Source organism: Allostella sp. (genome assembly GCF_041913585.1).
In the GTDB taxonomy this organism is placed as follows: Bacteria; Pseudomonadota; Alphaproteobacteria; order ATCC43930; family Allostellaceae; genus Allostella.
The window spans coordinates 1-17,620 of record NZ_JAYSFE010000101.1; the positions used below are offsets into that span (position 1 = coordinate 1).

General features: G+C 73.2%; 15 protein-coding genes. 7 read left to right on the forward strand and 8 right to left on the reverse strand.

The window, feature by feature from the left end; all coding sequences use genetic code 11:
• Positions 1-53 precede the first annotated feature (53 nt).
• The 3 genes from ACE3Q3_RS17560 to ACE3Q3_RS17570 are packed head-to-tail and all read right to left on the reverse strand — an operon-like array spanning position 54 to position 3,629.
• Positions 54-1,037, reverse strand: coding sequence for a zinc-dependent alcohol dehydrogenase family protein (locus ACE3Q3_RS17560; protein ID WP_374448283.1), 984 nt, complete (start codon positions 1,035-1,037; stop codon positions 54-56).
• Between the two features lie 11 nt (positions 1,038-1,048).
• Positions 1,049-2,887: an ATP-dependent zinc metalloprotease FtsH gene (gene ftsH / locus ACE3Q3_RS17565; RefSeq protein ID WP_374448284.1), complete on the reverse strand. Its 1,839-nt coding sequence runs from the start codon at positions 2,885-2,887 to the stop codon at positions 1,049-1,051.
• A gap of 7 nt (positions 2,888-2,894) precedes the next feature.
• The gene (locus ACE3Q3_RS17570) at positions 2,895-3,629 is read right to left on the reverse strand and encodes a CBS domain-containing protein (protein WP_374448286.1); all 735 of its coding nucleotides are present in this window, start codon (positions 3,627-3,629) and stop codon (positions 2,895-2,897) included.
• A 186-nt stretch (positions 3,630-3,815) separates the two neighbouring features.
• On the opposite strand from ACE3Q3_RS17570, the gene ACE3Q3_RS17575 reads away from it, so the two are divergent.
• The 4 genes from ACE3Q3_RS17575 to ACE3Q3_RS17590 are packed head-to-tail and all read left to right on the forward strand — an operon-like array spanning position 3,816 to position 8,921.
• Positions 3,816-4,238 carry a cyclic nucleotide-binding/CBS domain-containing protein gene (locus ACE3Q3_RS17575; RefSeq protein ID WP_374448287.1) on the forward strand — a complete coding sequence of 141 codons (423 nt, stop codon included), beginning with the start codon at positions 3,816-3,818 and terminating at the stop codon, positions 4,236-4,238.
• Positions 4,239-4,240: 2 nt separating this feature from the next.
• Entirely contained in the window at positions 4,241-6,784 is a 2,544-nt protein-coding gene (gene mgtA, locus ACE3Q3_RS17580; protein WP_374448308.1) for a magnesium-translocating P-type ATPase, read from the forward strand.
• Positions 6,785-6,841: 57 nt separating this feature from the next.
• Complete coding sequence (locus tag ACE3Q3_RS17585) at positions 6,842-7,333, forward strand: CinA family protein (protein WP_374448289.1); 492 nt, start codon at positions 6,842-6,844, stop codon at positions 7,331-7,333.
• A 25-nt stretch (positions 7,334-7,358) separates the two neighbouring features.
• Positions 7,359-8,921, forward strand: a complete 1,563-nt coding sequence (locus ACE3Q3_RS17590) for a D-aminopeptidase (RefSeq protein WP_374448290.1) — start codon at positions 7,359-7,361, stop codon at positions 8,919-8,921.
• 7 nt (positions 8,922-8,928) lie between these two features.
• Here ACE3Q3_RS17590 and hemN read toward each other — a convergent pair whose 3' ends face one another.
• The 5 genes from hemN to ACE3Q3_RS17615 all read right to left on the reverse strand — a co-directional run bounded on the left by hemN (position 8,929) and on the right by ACE3Q3_RS17615 (position 14,220).
• Positions 8,929-10,311 (reverse strand): oxygen-independent coproporphyrinogen III oxidase, encoded by a 1,383-nt coding sequence (gene hemN / locus ACE3Q3_RS17595; protein ID WP_374448292.1) that lies wholly within the window; start codon positions 10,309-10,311, stop codon positions 8,929-8,931.
• A 120-nt stretch (positions 10,312-10,431) separates the two neighbouring features.
• Positions 10,432-11,136: an enoyl-CoA hydratase/isomerase family protein gene (locus ACE3Q3_RS17600; RefSeq protein ID WP_374448295.1), complete on the reverse strand. Its 705-nt coding sequence runs from the start codon at positions 11,134-11,136 to the stop codon at positions 10,432-10,434.
• Positions 11,133-12,359 (reverse strand): CaiB/BaiF CoA transferase family protein, encoded by a 1,227-nt coding sequence (locus tag ACE3Q3_RS17605; RefSeq protein ID WP_374448296.1) that lies wholly within the window; start codon positions 12,357-12,359, stop codon positions 11,133-11,135. The genes ACE3Q3_RS17600 and ACE3Q3_RS17605 overlap by 4 nt, the downstream gene beginning before the upstream one ends.
• The gene (locus ACE3Q3_RS17610; RefSeq protein ID WP_374448298.1) at positions 12,356-13,642 is read right to left on the reverse strand and encodes a TRAP transporter large permease; all 1,287 of its coding nucleotides are present in this window, start codon (positions 13,640-13,642) and stop codon (positions 12,356-12,358) included. Before ACE3Q3_RS17610 ends, ACE3Q3_RS17605 begins: the two co-directional genes overlap by 4 nt.
• Positions 13,642-14,220, reverse strand: a complete 579-nt coding sequence (locus tag ACE3Q3_RS17615) for a TRAP transporter small permease (protein ID WP_374448300.1) — start codon at positions 14,218-14,220, stop codon at positions 13,642-13,644. The genes ACE3Q3_RS17610 and ACE3Q3_RS17615 overlap by 1 nt, the downstream gene beginning before the upstream one ends.
• Positions 14,221-14,337: 117 nt before the next feature.
• Here ACE3Q3_RS17615 and ACE3Q3_RS17620 point away from each other — a divergent pair, with 117 nt between their 5' ends.
• From ACE3Q3_RS17620 to ACE3Q3_RS17630, 3 genes are all read left to right on the forward strand, one after another.
• Positions 14,338-15,156, forward strand: coding sequence for an IclR family transcriptional regulator (locus ACE3Q3_RS17620; RefSeq protein ID WP_374448302.1), 819 nt, complete (start codon positions 14,338-14,340; stop codon positions 15,154-15,156).
• 40 nt (positions 15,157-15,196) lie between these two features.
• The gene (gene dctP, locus ACE3Q3_RS17625) at positions 15,197-16,219 is read left to right on the forward strand and encodes a TRAP transporter substrate-binding protein DctP (protein WP_374448304.1); all 1,023 of its coding nucleotides are present in this window, start codon (positions 15,197-15,199) and stop codon (positions 16,217-16,219) included.
• Between the two features lie 13 nt (positions 16,220-16,232).
• Positions 16,233-17,620: class I adenylate-forming enzyme family protein (locus ACE3Q3_RS17630; protein ID WP_374448306.1), on the forward strand; the 1,388-nt coding region annotated here is incomplete at its 3' end.

The window sequence follows — 17,620 nt, forward strand, 5'->3', positions numbered from 1 at the left end:
GTCCTGCAGACCTGAGGCGGCTTCGTCACGGCTGCCCGCTCACGGCTGCCCGCTCACGGTTGCAGGACGGCCGCTCCCTGGAGCCGCCCGGCGCGCAGGTCGGCGAGGGCGGTGTTGGCCTCGGCCAGGGGGTAGGCGGTGACCCGGGTCTTGATCCGGGCCTTGGGCACGACCGCCAGGAAGCCCGTCGCGTCGGCCCGGGTCAGGTTGGCGACGGAACGGATCTCCCGCTCCTCCCACAGCCAGCGATAGGGGAAGGCGGGGATGTCGCTCATGTGGATGCCGGCGCACACCACCCGCCCGCCCTTGCGGACGGCGCGGAGCGCGGCCGGCACCAGGGCGCCGACCGGCGCGTAGAGGATGGCGGCGTCGAGCGGCTCGGGGGCCGGCCGGTCGGACGGCCCGGCCCAGGCGGCGCCCAGGCGCCGCGCGAAGGCCTGCCCCTCGTCGTCGCCCGGACGGGTGAAGACGAAGACCTCGCGGCCCTGCCAGCGCGCGACCTGGAGCACGATATGGCCGGCGGCGCCGAAGCCGTAGAGGCCGAGGCGCCGGCCGTCGCCCGCCATCTGCAGCGACCGCCAGCCGATCAGCCCGGCGCAGAGCAGCGGCGCGGTCGCGAGATCGTCGCCGGTCTCGCCCAGGGGGAAGGTGAAGCGGGCATCCGCGACGGCGTGGGTGGCATAGCCGCCATGGCGCGTGTAGCCGGTGAAGAGGGGGGCGTCGCACAGGTTCTCGCGGCCCTCCAGGCAGTAGGGACAGCGCCCGCAGGCGCGGCCGAGCCAGCCGACTCCGACCCGCTGGCCGATCGCGAACCCCGCCACGCCCGCCCCGATCGCGTCGACCCGGCCGACGATCTCGTGGCCGGGGACGATCGGCAGCGGTCCCGGCGGCAGCTCGCCGTCGACGACGTGGAGGTCGGTGCGGCAGACCCCGCAGGCCGCGACCCGGATCCGCAGCTCGCCCGGCCCCGGGATCGGGTCGGGCAGGGTCGCCAGGCGGAGCGGCGCCCCGGGCAGGTCGAGCAGCATCGCGCGCATGGGCGGCGTCCTCAGCGGGCGGCGGCCGGTTCCGGCCGCCGGAGCGCCGGGAACTCGTCGGCGTTCAGCGTCTCGCGCTGGAGCAGCAGCGCGACGCCGGCGTCGAGGTCCGCCCGCCGCCGCTCCAGGATGTCGCGGGCGCGCTGGTCGGCGGCCTCGACGAGGTCGCGGACCGCGAGGTCGATCTCGCGCGCCGTCGCCTCCGCCGCCTCGAACCCCGCCTCGGCCGTGCCGGTCAGGAACGGGTTGGCGCGCCGCGCATAGGTGCGCTGGCCGACGGTCGGGTCCATGCCGTAGCGGGTCACCATCTCGGTCGCGATCTCGGTCGCGCGCTGCAGGTCGTCGGCGGCGCCGGTCGAGGGGTCGCCGCGATAGATCAGCCGCTCGGCGACGCGGCCGCCCATGAGGACCGCGATCCGGTTCTCGAGTTCGCTGGCGGCCAGCAGGAAGCGGTCCTCGGTCGGCCGCTGCATGGTGTAGCCGAGGGCGCCGACGCCGCGCGGCACGATCGAGACCTTCTGCACCGCGTCGACGCCGGGCAGGGTCGCGGCGACCAGGGCATGGCCCATCTCGTGGTAGGCGACGCGGCGGCGCTCGGCCGGGGAGAGGATGCGGCTCTTCTTCTCGATGCCGGCGACGATGCGCTCGATCGCGACCGTGAAATCCTGGAGGTGGACGGCCGCCGCGTCGCGCCGGGTGGCGGCGATCGCCGCCTCGTTGACGAGGTTGGCGAGGTCGGCACCGGTGAAGCCGGTGGTCAGCGCCGCCACCTGGTCGAGATCGACGTCGGCCGCCAGCCGGATGCGGCGGACATGGACGTCGAGGATGTCGCGCCGGCCCTTGAGCGACGGCCGGTCGACCAGCACCTGGCGGTCGAAGCGGCCGGCGCGCAGCAGCGCCTGGTCGAGGATTTCCGGCCGGTTGGTGGCAGCGAGCAGGATGACGCCGACGCTGGGGTCGAAGCCGTCGAGCTCGGCCAAGAGCTGGTTCAGGGTCTGTTCCTTCTCGTCGTGGCCGCCGAACCCGCCGGCGGCCGACCGGCTGCGGCCGAGCGCGTCCAGTTCGTCGATGAAGATGATGCAGGGGGCCGCCTTGCGCGCCTGCTCGAAGAGGTCGCGGACGCGGGCGGCACCAACGCCGACGAACATCTCGACGAATTCCGAGCCGGAGATCGAGAAGAAGGGGACGCCGGCCTCGCCGGCGACGGCGCGCGCGAGGAGGGTCTTGCCGGTGCCGGGCGGACCGACCAGCAGGGTGCCCTTGGGCGCCCGCGCACCGAGGCGCCCGAACGCCGCCGGGTCCTTGAGGAAGCTGACGATCTCGCGGAGCTCGAACTTCGCCTCGTCGACGCCGGCGACGTCGGCGAAGGTGACCTTGGTGTCCTTCTCGACATAGACCTTGGCGTGCGACTTGCCGACCGACATCAGGCCGCCGAACCCCTGCTTCTCGGCGATCCGCCGGAAGGCGAAGATCCAGACGAAGTAGAAGGCGAGCGCCGGCACGATCCAGGACAGCAGCGTCTGCAGGAACCCGCCCTCGGGCAGGCCGGCGACGACGACGCCCTGGGCCGTCAGCCGGTCGGCGAGCGCGGGATCGACCCGCACGGTGACGAAGGCGGAGCGGCCGCTCGGCAGCGGCTCCTTGAGCCGCCCGCGGATCGCCTCGTCGCCGATCTCGACCGAGGCGACGCGGCCCTCGGCGACCAGCTGCTCGAAGCGGCTGAATGGGATCGCCTCGACCTGGGCGTAGCCCGACCACAGCCATTGCATCAGCAGGACGCCGGCGAGCGCCGCCAGCAGGTACCAGGAGACGATGTTGCGCTGGCGCTGCGCGGGATCGTCGGCGGCCATCGCGCGGCTAGCCCTTGCGGCCGCCGGCGTCCGCCTCGTCGGGCGGCAGCACCACCATGCCGGACATCGGCTCGATCCACACCAGCTTGTCGGCGACCGAACGGACCCCCGGCACGTTCTCGGCCGCGACCCGGGCGGCCGCCCGCTGGCGCTCGTCGAGGATGGTGCCGTTGAGTTCGACCGCGCCTTCCTCGACCTCGACGCGGATCAAGCCGTTGCGCGCCCAGGAATGCTTCTCCAGCTCTGCCGTCACGGCCGCGCGGATCTGTTCGTCGCTGGCGTGGGCGCCGCGGTGGACCGGCGACCGGCGGGCGAAGGCGCGCAGGATGTCGGAGCGGGCGACGATGCCGACCAGCCGGCCGTCCTCGACGACGGGCAGCCGCTTCACGCGCCGCCGCACCATCGTCTCCACGGCCGACTCCAGGCTGTCGCCCGGGGCGGCGGTGACGGCGCCCCTGGTCATCACCTCCTCGACCCGCCGGCTGTGGGTGTGGACATAGTCGGCCGCCATGCGGCCCGAACCGGCGAGGAAGGCGAGCCAGCCGGAGCGCTTCCCCTCGGTGCCGATCTCGGCCCGCCGCAGGAAGTCGCCCTCGGTCACCATGCCGACCAGCGTGCCGTCGCCGGTGACGACCGGGATGCCGCTGATGTGGCGCGCGAGCATGAGGCGGGCGGCGGTCTCGATCGTCGCCGTCGGCTCGACGCTGACCACCCGCGGCGTCATCACATCCTTCACCTGCATGGCACTGGCCCTTCTCGATCGGTCATCGGACGGCGAAAGTCTGCATCCGCCCCGGCGCGGCGCATATGACCCACGTCAACCGCATCGGCCCCGGCCGACACCGGCCGGGTCGGTTGACGTGGGTCAAGGCGGCCGGTCGGCCGATGCGCGATCCAGTCTCGAAACCCGCTTCGCGAGGCCGGTGCGATGACGATGCGTCAGATGAGCGACATGGTACGCGACCAGAATCCGTTGGTGCTGCGCCAGCAGACCAGCGTCGCCACCGCCTGCCAGCGCATGCGCGAGCGCCGCGTCGGCGCCGTCCTGGTGGTCGACGCCGCCGGGCGGCTGCTCGGCATCTTCACCGGCCGCGACGCCGTGTGCCGGGTCCTGGCGGAGGGGCGTTCGCCGGCGGACACGCGGCTGGCCGACGTGATGACGCCGCAGCCCTGCTCCATCCCGCCGCAGCGCAGCGCCATCGAGGCACTGCGGCTGATGCAGGACGGCGGCTTCCGCCATCTGCCGATCGTCGACGGCTCCCGCGTCGTCGGCATCGTCTCGCGCGGCGACTTCCGCGGCCTCGAGCAGGCCCGGCTCGACGAGGAGACCGGCCTCTGGGAGCGGATCTGAGGCTGGCGGACGCCGGCGACGCGGCGCCGTTCTGGCGCCGCCCCCGCGACCGCCTCCTCGCCGAACTCGATGCCAGCCCGTCCGGGCTGGCGGCGGCCGAGGCGGCCCGGCGTCGCGCCGTGTCCGGCGGCAACGCGCCCAGGCATCCGGCGCGGCGCTCGATCGCCGCGCGGCTCGCGCACCGGCTGGCCGAACCGCTGGTCGCGATCCTGGTCGTGGCCGCGCTGCTCGCCGGCTTCCTCGGCGACTGGGCGAGCACGGCCATCATCGTCGCCATCGTCGCCGGGTCGACGGTGCTCGACATCCTCCAGGAGCGCCGGGCCCAGGATGCGGCCGAGGCGCTGCGGCGCTCGGTCGCGCTGCGCGCCTCGGTCCGCCGCGACGGCAGGCTCGTCGAGATCGACGCCGCCGAGATCGTGCCGGGCGACGTCGTCCGGCTCGGCGCCGGCGACCTCGTGCCGGCCGACGGCGTCGTGCTCGCGGCGACCGCGGCGCGGGTCGACCAGGCGCTGCTGACGGGCGAGCCCTATCCCGTCGAGAAGCGGCCGGGGCCGAGCGGCGCCGCCGAGCTGGCCGATGCCCACGACGCCCTGTTCGGCGGCACCACCGTCACCGCCGGCGAGATCGAGATGCTGGTGGTGGCGACCGGAGCGCACACACGCCTCGGCGGCATCGAGGCCGCACTCGACGGCGAGGAGACCCCGACCGCCTTCACCCGCGGGCTGCGCGGACTGGGCCTGCTGATCCTGCGGCTGACGGTCTTTCTCGTCCTCTTCGTCCTCCTGACCCACCTGGCGAGCCAGCGTCCCTTCCTCGAATCCTTCCTCTTTGCGGTGGCCCTGGCGGTCGGGCTGACGCCGGAACTGCTGCCGATGGTGACGACCGTCACCCTGTCGCGCGGCGCCATGCGGATGTCGCGGCGCCAGGTGATCGTGAAGCGGCTCGGCGCCATCCACGACCTCGGGGCGATGACGGTGCTCTGCACCGACAAGACCGGGACCCTGACCGAAGCGCGGATCCGCCTGCTGACGACGGCGGCGGCCGGCGGCGCGCCGTCCGCCCGGACGCTCGATCTGGCGGCGGTGAACGCGGCCTTCGCGGCCGGCCTGCCGACGCCGCTCGATCGCGCCATCCTGGAGGGTCGCGCCGACCCGGCGGCCGACGGCTGGCGGCGGATCGCCGAACTCCCGTTCGACTACGAGCGGCGGCGGGCGTCGGTGCTGGCGGAGCGGGCGGGGGCCCGAATCCTGGTCGCCAAGGGGGCGGCGGAAACCATCCTCGCCTGCTGCGCGCGCCTGGAAACGGCCACCGGCGAGACCGTCGACCTCGACGCCGACGGCCGCGCCCGGCTGCTGGCGGAACACGACGCCCGGGCGGCCGAGGGGCTGCGCCAGCTCGCCGTCGCCTGGGCGCCGGCCGCCGAGGGCGCCGATGCGGTCGCGCCCGAGGACGAGCGGGACCTCGTCTTCGTCGGCTTCTGCATCTTCGCCGACCCGCCGAAGCCGAGCGCCGCCACCGCCATCGCCCGGCTGGAAGGGATGGGGGTGCGGGTCAAGGTGCTCTCGGGCGATGCCGGGCCCGCGGTGCTGCACCTCGTGCGGACGCTGGGCATCCCGGCGCGCGGCCTGCTCACCGGGGCGGAGATCGATCTTCTCGCGGACCCGGTGCTGGCGGCGCGGGTGACCGAGGTCGACCTCTTCGCCCGCCTGTCGCCCGAGCAGAAGGTGCGCGTCATCGAGGCACTCCGAGCCGCCGGGGAGACGGTCGGCTTCATCGGCGACGGGATCAACGACGCCCCGGCGATCCGGCTCGCGGATGCCGGGATCTCGGTCGACGACGCGAGCGAGGTGGCGCGCGCCGCCGCCGACATCATCCTGCTCGACCCCGACCTCGCGGTGGTCGCCGCCGGCGTCGAGGAGGGGCGGCGCACCTACGCCAACATCGCCAAGTACGTGCGCATGGGGACCTCTTCCAACTTCGGCAACATGATCTCGGTCGCGGTCGCCTCGATCTTCCTGCCGTTCCTGCCGCTGACCCCCGTCCAGGTGCTGCTCAACAACCTGCTCTACGACCTGGGCGAGATCGGCATCCCGTTCGACCGGGCCGAGGCCGACGATCTCGCCCGGCCGCACGCCTGGAACATGCGCGACGTGCTGCATTTCTCGACCGTGATGGGACCGCTCTCGTCGGTCTTCGACCTCGCCACCTTCGCCCTGCTGCTCGGGCTCTTCGACGCCTCGCCCGAAACCTTCCGGACCGCCTGGTTCGTCGAGAGCATGGCCACCCAGATCCTGGTGATCTTCCTGATCCGGACGGCGATGCCCGGCTGGCGCAGCCGGCCACACCCGGTCCTGGTCGCGACCTCGCTGGGCGCACTGGCGGCGGCGCTCCTCGTCGCCCTCTCGCCGCTGGGCGCCCCGTTCGGCTTCGTGCCGCTGCCGCCGGCTATCCTCGCCGCCGTCGCCGGCATCGTCGTCGCCTATCTGGCTGCCGCCGAGGGGCTGAAGCGCTTCGCGATGCGCGAGGCCGGGCGCCCGCCGCGCTGAGCCCGCCGCCCCCGCTCCCGGACGATCTCTGCTAGGCTCGCCTGGCGGAGGTTTCCCATGCCGGACATCACCATCGACACCGAAGCCGCCGAGCGCGTCGCTCGGCTGCTGATCGCGCGGCGCCAGACGCTCGCCGTCTCGGAATCCTCGACGGGCGGGCTCGTCTCGGCGGCGCTGCTGTCGGTGCCGGGCGCGTCGGCCTATTTCCTCGGCGGCGGCATCGTCTACACCGCGGCCGCGCGGGAGGGGCTGCTCGGCGTCGGCGCGGACCGACTGGGCGGCATCCGCTCGGCCACGATCGCCATGTCGCAACTCCTCGCCCGCACCGTCCGCACCCGGCTCGGCGCCGACTGGGGGCTGGCCGAGACCGGTGCGACCGGGCCGAAGGGCAACCGCTACGGCGACGCCGCCGGCCATTGCTGCCTGGCCGTCGACGGGCCGGTCGCGCGCACGCGCCTGCTGGCGACGGGCGAGGCGGATCGCGCCCGGAACATGGTCGCCTTCACCGCCGCCGCACTCGCCCTGCTGGAGGAGGCGTTGACCGCCTGACCGGGCTCGGGCGAGGCTTGCGGCCATGACGGATTCCCTCTCCAACCGGCTCGACCGGGCGCTGCAAGCCCTCCCCCGCAACCATCCCGGCCCCGGCGGCGCCGTGGCCGTCGTCCGCGCCGGCGAGGTCCTGGTGCGCCACGCCTGGGGCTGGGCCAATGCGGAGCGCCGCATCCCCTTCACCCCGTCGAGCCTCTTCCGGATGTGCTCGATCACCAAGCAGTTCACCTGTGCCGCGGTGCTGGAGAGCGTCCCCGATCCGACCGAGCTCGACGCCGACGTCCGGGCGCGGCTGCCCGATCTCGACGGGCCGGCGCCGGGGCTGCTGCGGCTCTGCCACAACCAGTCGGGGCTGCGCGACTACTGGGCGGTGGCGATGCTGCATGGCGCGCCGACCGAATCGCCCTTCGGCGATCTCGAGGCGGCGCGGGTGATCGCCGGCACGCGGTCGCTGCAGTTCCGGCCGGGCACCCGCTACTCCTACTGCAACCAGAACTTCCGGCTGCTGTCGGAGATCCTGGAGGCGCGCACCGGGCGATCCTTCGCCGAGATCCTGCGCGAGCGGGTGCTGGCGCCGACCGGCATGGCGGGCGCCGTGCTGGCGGCCGATACCCGCGCGCTGCCCGACGGCGGCGAGGGCTACGAGGGCACCCAGGCGACCGGCTTCCGCGCCGCGGAGAACCGCATCCTGTGGACGGGCGACGCCGGGCTCGGCGCCACCCTCGACGACATGATCGCCTGGGAGCGCCACATCGACGCGACGCGCGACGATCCGGGCGCGATCTACGCCCGCCTGTCGGCGCCGGTCGCCTTCGCCGACGGGACGCCGGCCGCCTACGGCTTCGGGCTCGGCCGCTCGGTCGAGTTCGGGCGGGCGGCGACCGGCCATGGCGGCGCGCTCCGCGGCTGGCGCAGCCACCGCATCCATCTGGCGGCCGAGCGGCTGTCGGTGGTGGTGCTGTTCAACCACCTGTCCGACGCCGCGGCGGCAGCGCTCGACCTGGTCGCGGCGGTCCTCGGCGAAGCGCGGCCGAAGCCCGATCCGGCCCTGCCGGCGCCGGCCTGGCTCGGCGCCTATCTCGATCCCGAGACCGGGCTGTCCGCCCGCATCGACAGCGCTGCCCCGGGACAGGTTCGCCTGCGCTTCGGCCATTCCGCCGAGCGGCTCGACCTGCGCCCGGACGGGACCGCCGGCAACGGCCGGACCCGCCTCGCCGCCGGCGGGGACGGCCTTCGGATGCACCGGCCGCAGGAGAACCAGACGGCGCGGCTGGTGCCGATCGCCGGTCCGGCCGCGACCGACGTCGCCGGCCGCTACCGCTCGGCCGAGCTCGGCGCCGAACTGACCGTCGTCGATGCCGGCGGCACGCTCTATGGCGGTTTCTCGGGCTTCCTCGGCCAGGGCCGGATGGAACTGCTGGAGCCGGTCGGCGGCGACGTCTGGGCGCTGCCCTGCCCGCGCGCCCTCGACCACACGCCGCCCGGCGACTGGACCCTCGCCTTCCGCCGCGGCGGCGACGGCCGGGTCGCCGGCGTGACCGTCGGCTGCTGGCTGGCGCGCGGCCTCGACTACCCGAGGGTCGGCTGATGCCGGCTCACACGCTGGCGGCGTGCCGTCCGCGGCCGTCGGGGAGGTAGCGGTCGAAGGCCGCGGCCGCGACCCGGGCGAGCGGTCGTGCCCAGGGGGACAGGGCGACGTGGCTGCCATGGATCGCGACCGCGCCCTCGGCGGCGAGCGGTCGCAGCGCCGCCAGGGATTCGTCCGCCCAGTCGTCGGGCGCCCCGAAGCGGCGGCCAGCCTCGACGCAGTCGACCCGCCCGTCGCACATCAGCCGCTCGATGACGTGGCCGCGCAGCCGGTCGTCGCCGGCGAACGCGCGGCCGCGCGCGACCGGGAGGTGCCCGGCGGCCACGGCCCGGCTCCAGGCCCCGGTCTCGGAGATGTTCTGGACATAGCCGGAGACGGTGCGGCCGATGGCGGTGGCACCGAGGCCGATCAGGGTCTCGGCATCGTCGGTCGTGTAGCCCTGGAAGTTGCGGCGCAGCCGGCCGCTGCGGGCGGCGGCGGCCAGCGGGTCGCCCGGGCGGGCGTAGTGGTCGATGCCGATCGCGACAAAGCCGGCCCGTTCGAGCGCGGCGGCAGCGGCAGCGGCCTGCTCGGCGCGCTCGGCCGGGCCGGGCAGGGCGTCGGTCGGGATCATGCGCTGGTTGGGCGCCATCCAGGGGACGTGGGCGTAGCCGAAGAGGGCGATGCGGTCGGCGCCGAGTTCGGCCGAGATCGCGATCGTCTGCTCCAGCATCCGGGTCGTCTGGTGCGGCAGCCCGTAGATGAGGTCGAAGTTGATCCCGGCGACGCCGGCCGCGCGCAGTCCGGCGACGGCCCGTGCCACCATCTCCGGCGGCTGGACGCGGTTGATCGCCGCCTGCACCGCGGGGTCGAATTCCTGCACCCCGAAGCTGGCGCGGGTGAAGCCGAGCCGGCCGATCGTCTCGATCATCTCGTCCGTCAGGGTGCGCGGGTCGCTCTCGATCGCCAGTTCGGCGCCGTCGGCGATCGCGAACCGCTCGCCCAGGCGCCGCATCACCCGCGCGAGGTCGGCCGGCGCCAGCGCCGTCGGCGTGCCGCCGCCCCAGTGAAGGTGGCCGACCGGCAGCCGATCCGGCAGGGCGTCGGCCACCAGGTCGACCTCCCGCAGCAGGGTCTCGACATAGGCGGCGACCGGCTCGTAGCGCGCGGCCAGCTTCATGTTGCAGCCGCAGTACCAGCACATCCGCGCGCAGTAGGGGACGTGCAGGTAGAGCGAGATCGGCCGGGCCGGGTCGGTCGCCGCGAGCCAGGCGCGATAGGTCGTCTCCGGGAAGTCGCCCTGGAAGTGCGGCGCCGTCGGATAGCTGGTGTAGCGCGGCGTCGGGCGCGCCGCGTGGCGGGCGAGGATCTCGGCGGGGCGCTCGGGGGCGGACAGCAGGGTGTCGGGCATGATGGCAACCGGATATCGCGTCCGGCGCGGGCCGGCATTGACCCGCGTCAATTCCCGGCCGGCACCGGCAGGAAGGAGATCGCCGCGGTCGAGGAGCGGAGGCCGGGCGGCCGCCGAGTGTCAGCGGCCCCAGGGCTTGGCGAGGGCGGCCGCCAGCATCGGCGCGGCGATCCGCGCCTTGACCGTCGCCAGCGCCGCGGGGTCCGTCGCCGCGAGGCGGGCCGCCATCGCCGCGGCGGCCGGGAGCAGTTCCGGGCGCGGCACCACCCGGTTGAGCAGCCGCAGCGCCAGCAGTTCGGCGGCGTCGTAGCGGCGCGCCAGCATGACGATCTCGCGCGCCAGCGCCGGCCCTGCATAGGCGGTCAGCAGGTCGTTCGAGGCCTCGCCGATGGCGCGCCCGAGTTCGATCTCGGGAAACCAGAAGCGCGCGCCGTCGGCGGCGATGCGGAAGTCGCACCCCATGGCCAGGATCCAGCCGCCACCGACCGCCGGGCCGTTGACGGCGGCGATGCTGATCCGGCCGGGGGCCGCCAGCAGCATCATCACCCGCCCGATCATTTCCGACAGCCGGACCGCGTGGGGGGCGAAGGCCCGCCGCCGCTCCTCGGGGTCGGCGATGCCCTTCAGCGGCCCGAGGTCGGCACCGGCGCAGAAGGCGTCGCCGGCCCCGGTCAGGACGAGGACCCGAGGCGGCGCCGCGGCCTCCAGGGCCTGGATCAGCTCGGCGAGGAGCGGCGCGTCGAGGGCGTTGCGCTTCTCGGGCCGGTCGAGGGTGAGCGTCAGGACGCCGTCGTCTTCGGCGACACGGCAGAGCGGCCGGGTCATGCCGGCACCAGGGTGACGCCGTCGCAGGCCATCGCCGCGACCTCGGCCGGGGTGAAGCCGGCCTCGGCCAGGATCTCGGCGCTGTGCTGGCCGAGCAGGGGAGCGGGCTCCAGCGCCAGCGTGCCCCGCGGCCACTCGTTCCAGCCGAGCGGCGAATCCATGTGGATGAAGCGGGTTCCGCCCGCCTTGGTGAGCGGCTGCCAGAAATCGACGCTGCGGAGGTGCGGGTCGTCGAGCAGTTCCTCGAGGCTGTTCATCGGCGCCGCCGGGATGTCCGCCTCGGCGAAGCGGGCAAGCCAGTGGGCGGTGGTCTCCTCGCGCATCGCGGCGGCGAGGAACGCGTAGAGTTCGCGGACGTGTTCGAGGCGGCCGGTGAAGGTGGCGAAGCGCGGATCGGCCTGCATGTCGGCGCGGCCGAGCAGGCCGAACAGCGTCTGCCACTGCCGGTCGCTGTAGGGCAGCAGGCAGACATGGCCGTCGCGGGTGGGCAGCGGCTTGCGATTCGGGTCGAGTCCGCGCGGATTGGCGGCCGGGCCGAGCGGCGGCTCGAAGCTGCGGTAAAACATGTGCTCGACCAGGACGAAGTGGGCCATCGCCTCGAACATCGGCACCTCGACCGCCGCACCCTCGCCGGTGCGGGCCTGGCGGAAGAGGGCCATCAGCAGCGCGTTGGCGCCGTAGAGGCCGACGATCCGGTCGGCCATCGACATCGGCGCGTAGCGCGGCTCGCCGCCGCCGGCGCGGGCCGCAAGATCGGGGATTCCGGTCAGGCCCTGAATGAGGTCGTCATAGGCGGGGCGGCCGGCATAGGCGCCATCCCGCCCGTACCCGGCGAAGCCGCAATAGACGATGCGGGGGTTGACGGCGCGGACGGCGGCGAGGCCGAGGCCGAGCCGGTCCATCGCGTCGGCGCGCATGTTGAAGACGAAGGCGTCCGCGTCGGCAGCCAGCCGCAGGAGCGCCGTCCGTCCCTCCGGCCGCTTCAGGTCGAGGACGAGGCTGCGCTTGTTCTTGTTGATGTGCTGGAAGATGGACGCCATGCCCGGCTCGTGCGAGCGCCCGACGGTGCGGGTGATGTCGCCGCCCGGCGCCTCGATCTTGACCACGTCCGCGCCCTGGTCGGCGAGCAGGTGGGTGGCGAAGGGCCCGGCCAGGACCGTCGTCAGGTCGAGGACGCGGACGCCCGCGAGCGGGCCCGGCAGGCTGCGGCGGTGCGTGGTCATGGCATGTGCGAGGGCAGCCACAGCACGATCTGCGGAAAGGCGACGAGCAGGGCGATGACGACGAGGTGGGCGAAGACGTGCGGCCAGACGCCGGCGAAGATCTCGCCGAGCGGCCGGCGGGCATAGCGGGCGACGACGAAGACGTTGAGGCCGACGGGCGGCGTCACCATCCCGACCTCGGCGGTCACGATCACCAGCACGCCGAACCAGACGGGGTCGAACCCGAGGCTGACGACGAGCGGCAGCACCACCGGCACCGTCAGGATCAGGATCGCGATCTGGTCCATGAGGCAGCCGAGGACGAGGTAGCCGACGATGAGCAGCGCCATCACCAGGTAGGGCGAGAGGCCGAGTTCGCCGACCCAGCGCACCAGTTCCTGCGTCGTCTGGGTGAAGGTGAAGTAGTAGCCGAAGACGTGGGCGCCCAGGATGATCATCAGGATCATGCAGGTCGCGTGGGCGGCCCGCTTCAGGGCGTGCAGGAGGGCCCGGAGGTCGAGGCGGCCGGAGCGGAGCGCCAGCACGAAGGCGCCGAAGGCGCCGATCCCGGCCGCCTCGGTCGGCGTCGCCACGCCGGTGTAGATGACCCCGGTCACCGCCATCAGCAGCACCAGCATCGGGCCGACGACGCGGAGCGCGGCCAGCTTCCGGCGCAGGGAGTGGGCCGGACCGCGCGGCGCCCGTGCCGGGTCCTGCCAGACCAGCGCCAGAATGGTCAGCATGATGGTGACCGTCACCAGCGCACCCGGCAGCACGCCGCCGATCAGGAGATGGCCGATGCTGACGTCGGCGATCAGGCCGTAGATGATGAGCGCCACGCTGGGCGGGATCAGCATCGCCAGCGTGCCCGAGATCGCGACCACGCCGCAGGCGAGCCTCGGTTCGTAGCCCTGCTTCAGCATCGCCGGGATCGAGGTCGCCGACAGCGTCGCCGCCGACGCGGTGCTGGAGCCGGAGATGGCGCCGAAGCCGGCGCCCGCGAGCGCGGTCGCCATGGCGAGGCCGCCCGGCAGGCGCCCGACCCAGGCCGCGGCGGCGAGGAAGAGGCCGTCGGCGATGCCCGAGACGATGACGAACTCGGCCATCAGGATGAACATCGGCACCGAGATCAGTTCGTAGGAACTGACCGCGGACAGCGGCGCCGTCTGGAGGATGCCGAGCACCATCGGCAGGCCGCCGATGCCGTAGAGGCCGACGGCCCCCGTCACCAGAAGGGCGAAGGCGACGGGGGCGCCGATGACGAGCAGGACCAGCAGCAGCGCGACGGTGGCGAGCGTCAGCATCAGACCGCCTCGTCGCTGCCCGACAGCGGCGGCAGGTCGATCGTCGGCCGCCCGGTCAGGGCCGCGAGCCCGTGGGCGACCGCCGACAGCAGCAGGCGCAGGAGCAGCAGCCCGACGCCGAGCGGGACCAGGGCGGCGGCGATCCAGGTCGGCCAGGCGATCGCGCCTTCCAGCACGTCGCCGGCCAGGTAGGCGTCGCGCGCCCGTCCGGCGCCGAGGGCGAAGATGATCGCGAACACGACCGCCGCCGACGCGTGCACCAGGCACTGGCAGAGATGCCGCATGCGGTCCGAGAGGCGGTACTGGAAGATGTCGACCGCGACATGGCCGTGGTGGCGCTGGGTGTCGGAGAGGGCGAGAAAGAACAGCCCCGCCATCAGGTAGAGCGAGATCAGGTCGAAGGCCCAGGAGAGCGGCGCGTTCAAGAGGTAGCGGAGCAGGACGTCGGTCGCGACGATCAGCATGATCGCGGCGAGCGCCGCCGAGCCGGCCAGCCGCCAGACGCGCTCGGCGGCGGCGATCGCCCGGTCGGCGCGGCCGAGAAGCGTTCCGGCCGCTCCCCCCGCGGCTCCGTTCATCGTCTCCTCCTTCGATGCGCGTTCGTATTTCTGAACGGCATGCATTTATGTAAATTATTCTGCGAGTGGAGGATTCGGGCGTCAAGCCGAATCGCCCGATGGCACGGAGAGGTCCGGATGGAGCGCGGAACGGGCGAAACGACGGGGCCGCGGTCGCTGACCCGGGTGATGCAGATCGTGGCACACCTGGCGGCGACCGAGAACGGCGCCACCCTGTCGGAACTGGCGCAGGCGCTGAAGGCGCCGAAGAGCAGCCTCCTGGTGCTGCTGCGCGCGCTGGCGGCACAGGGCTTCACGACGCGGGAGGAGGACCGGCACTTCCTGGGTCCCGCCATGTACGGGCTGGCGGCGGCGGTCATGGCGCGGCGGCGGTTGCCGACGCTGGCCCGTCCCTTCATGCGCCACCTGTGGGAGGCGACCGGGGAGACGGTGATCCTGGCGGTGTTGAAGGAGGACGCGCCGCTGGCCAGCTACATCGACCAGATCGAGAGCGCCAGCCAGGTCCGCTTCATCGCCCGGATCGGCGAGGAGCGGCCGCTCTACTGCTCGGCCGCGGGCCGCGCCCTGCTTGCGTTCCAGAGCGAGGAATGGCGCGAGCGATACTTCCGCACGACCGATTTCCGCGCCTACACCCCGAGCACGCCGACCGACCCGGCCGAGATCCGGCGACGCCTCGACCGGGTGCGGCGCGAGGGCTGGTCGCAGTCGATCGCCGAGGTCACGGACGGCGGCGCCGCCGTCGCCGCGCCGGTCTTCGACGGCGAGGGACGGGTCGTGGCGGCGCTCGCGGTGGCCTCGCTGGGCGAGCGCATCCGTCAGCACAGCCGGCGCTACCGCACCGCCGCCGTCGCCGCGGCGGCGGGCCTGTCGCAGGTGCTGGGCCATCGTCCGCCGGTTGACAAGCGTCGCCGCCGGTCGTCATCATCATGCGAATAAGCGAATAGCGTTCACATATTCGAACATACGGGAGGAGACGATGCGCTTCTGCGGTGCGGCCCTGGCGGGGGCCTCGGCGATCCTGGCGGCGAGCGCGGCGCTCGCGGCGGAGCCCATCACGCTGCGCCTGGCGGACAACCTGCCGCCGACGCACTTCCTGGCGAAGTACGGCACGCACTACTTCATGGAGGAGGTGACCAAGGCGACGAACGGCCAGGTCAAGTTCGAGTACTTCCCGGCCGAACAGGTCGGCAAGGCCAAGGACATGCTGGCCCTGACGCAGAGCGGGGTCGTCGACATCGCGCTGATCGTGCCGTCCTACATCTCGGACAAGCTGCCGCTGTCGGCCGTGGTTGACCTGCCGGGCAGCTTCGGGTCGTCCTGCGAGGGCACGCTCGCCTACTGGAAGACCGCCCGCGACGGCTGGTTCGCGAAGAACGAGTTCCAGCCGAACGGCGTCCGCGTCGTCTTCACCTACGTCAATCCGCCCTATGAGCTGTTCCTGTCGAAGGAAGGCGCGATCCGGCTCGAGGACGTCAAGGGTCGCAAGATCCGCTCGGTCGGCGGCGCGCTCGACATCACGCTGCGCAGCCTGGGCGCGGTTCCGGTCCGCCTGACGGCGCCGGAAATCCGCGAATCCCTGTCCCGCGGCACGGTCGACGGCATCGTCTTTCCGGTGCCGACGGTGACTTCCTACAAGCTCGAGGGACTCATCAAGAGCGTCACGGTCGGCGCCAACCTGGCCGGCACCGCCACCACCTACTCGATCAACGAGGCGCGCTGGAAGAAGCTGCCGGAGGCGGTGCAGAAGGCGATCATGGAGGTGGGCGACGCGACCACCCGCCGGGTCTGCAAGATGACGGACGACGACGTCGCCAAGAGCTACGAGACCTTCCGGCAGCAGGGCATGACGATCACCCGTCTCGGGGCCGACGACCAGAAGATCCTGGACGGGGTCTACCAGCAGGCGCGGCGCGACTGGGCGGCCGGCCTCGACCGCCGGGGCAAGCCGGGCTCGGAGGCGCTCAAGGTCTTTTCCGAAGCGCTCGCCGCGGCGAAGTGAGGGCGGAGGGGCCGTGCGTCTCATCGATTTCTTCGACCGTGGGGTGGCACTGGCACCCGACGGCCCCTGCTTCTCGGACCTCCAGCGCAGCCGGACCTACCGCGAGGTGCAGGCGGCCTCGCACCGCATCGCGCACGGGCTGCGGGCGGCCGGCGTCGGTCCGGGCGACGTCGTCGCGACGCTGACCCCCAACTGCCTCGCCGCATTCGAGCCGGTGCTGGGCATCCTGCGGGCGGGCGCGGTCTGGCTGCCGCTGAACGCCCGCTACGCCGAGGCCGAGATCGCCCACGCGCTGGTCAGCAACGACGCGACCTTCCTCTTCCACCACGCGGCGCTGGAGGCCGAGGTCGCCGCCGTGCTGCCGGGGCTGCCGCAGCCGCTCCGCGGCATGGTCGCGATCGACGGGCCGACGCCGCTGGCTCCCGGGCTCGACGGCTGGGCGGCCGGCTTCCCGGCCGATCCGGTCGACGTTCCCCAGGGCCCGGACACGGTCGTCGCGATCCGCAGCACCGGCGGTACCACCGGCCCGTCGAAGGGCGTGATGATCGCCAACCAGACCTACGAGACGCTCTTCGCCTGCCTGTTCTCGACCCTGCCACCCGGCCCGCGGCCGGTCCACCTGGCGGCGGCGCCGATGAGCCACGCCTCCGGCACGCTCGCCTTCGCCTCGATGATCCATGGCGGGCACACCGTCATCCTGCCGCGCGCCGATCCGGCGACGATCCTGGAATGCATCGAGCGCCATCGCGTCACGACCATGTTCCTGACGCCGACCATGATCTACATGCTGCTCGACAGCCCGGCGCTGCCCCGCCACGACTATTCCTCGCTGCGGCACGTCATCTATGCCGGCGCGCCGATGTCGGTCGAGAAGCTGCGGCAGGCGGTGGCGGCCTTCGGGCCGGTTATGGCCCAGGCCTACGGGCAGGCGGAGGCGCCGTTCTTCTGCACCATCCTCCCGCCCGAGGAGCACGTCCTGTCGGACGACCCGAAGCTCGCCCGGCGGCTCTGGAGCTGCGGCCGGGCGACGCCCTTCGTCCAGGTCGAGATCATGGACGCCGAGGGCCGCCTGCTGCCCCCCGGCGAGCGCGGCGAACTCGTCGTCCGCTCCAACCTGGTGATGAAGGGCTACTACAAGAACCCCGACGCGACCGCCAGGGCGTCGCGCTTCGGCTGGCACCACACCGGCGACGTCGGCTACCGCGACGAGGACGGCTACTTCTACATCGTCGACCGCGAGCGCGACGTCATCATCAGTGGCGGCTTCAACATCTTCCCGAGCGAGATCGAGCAGGTGATCTGGTCCCATCCGGCGGTGAAGGACTGCGCGGTGATCGGCGTTCCGGACGAGAAGTGGGGCGAGGCGGTCAAGGCCGTCGTCGAGCTGCGCGCCGGCATGTC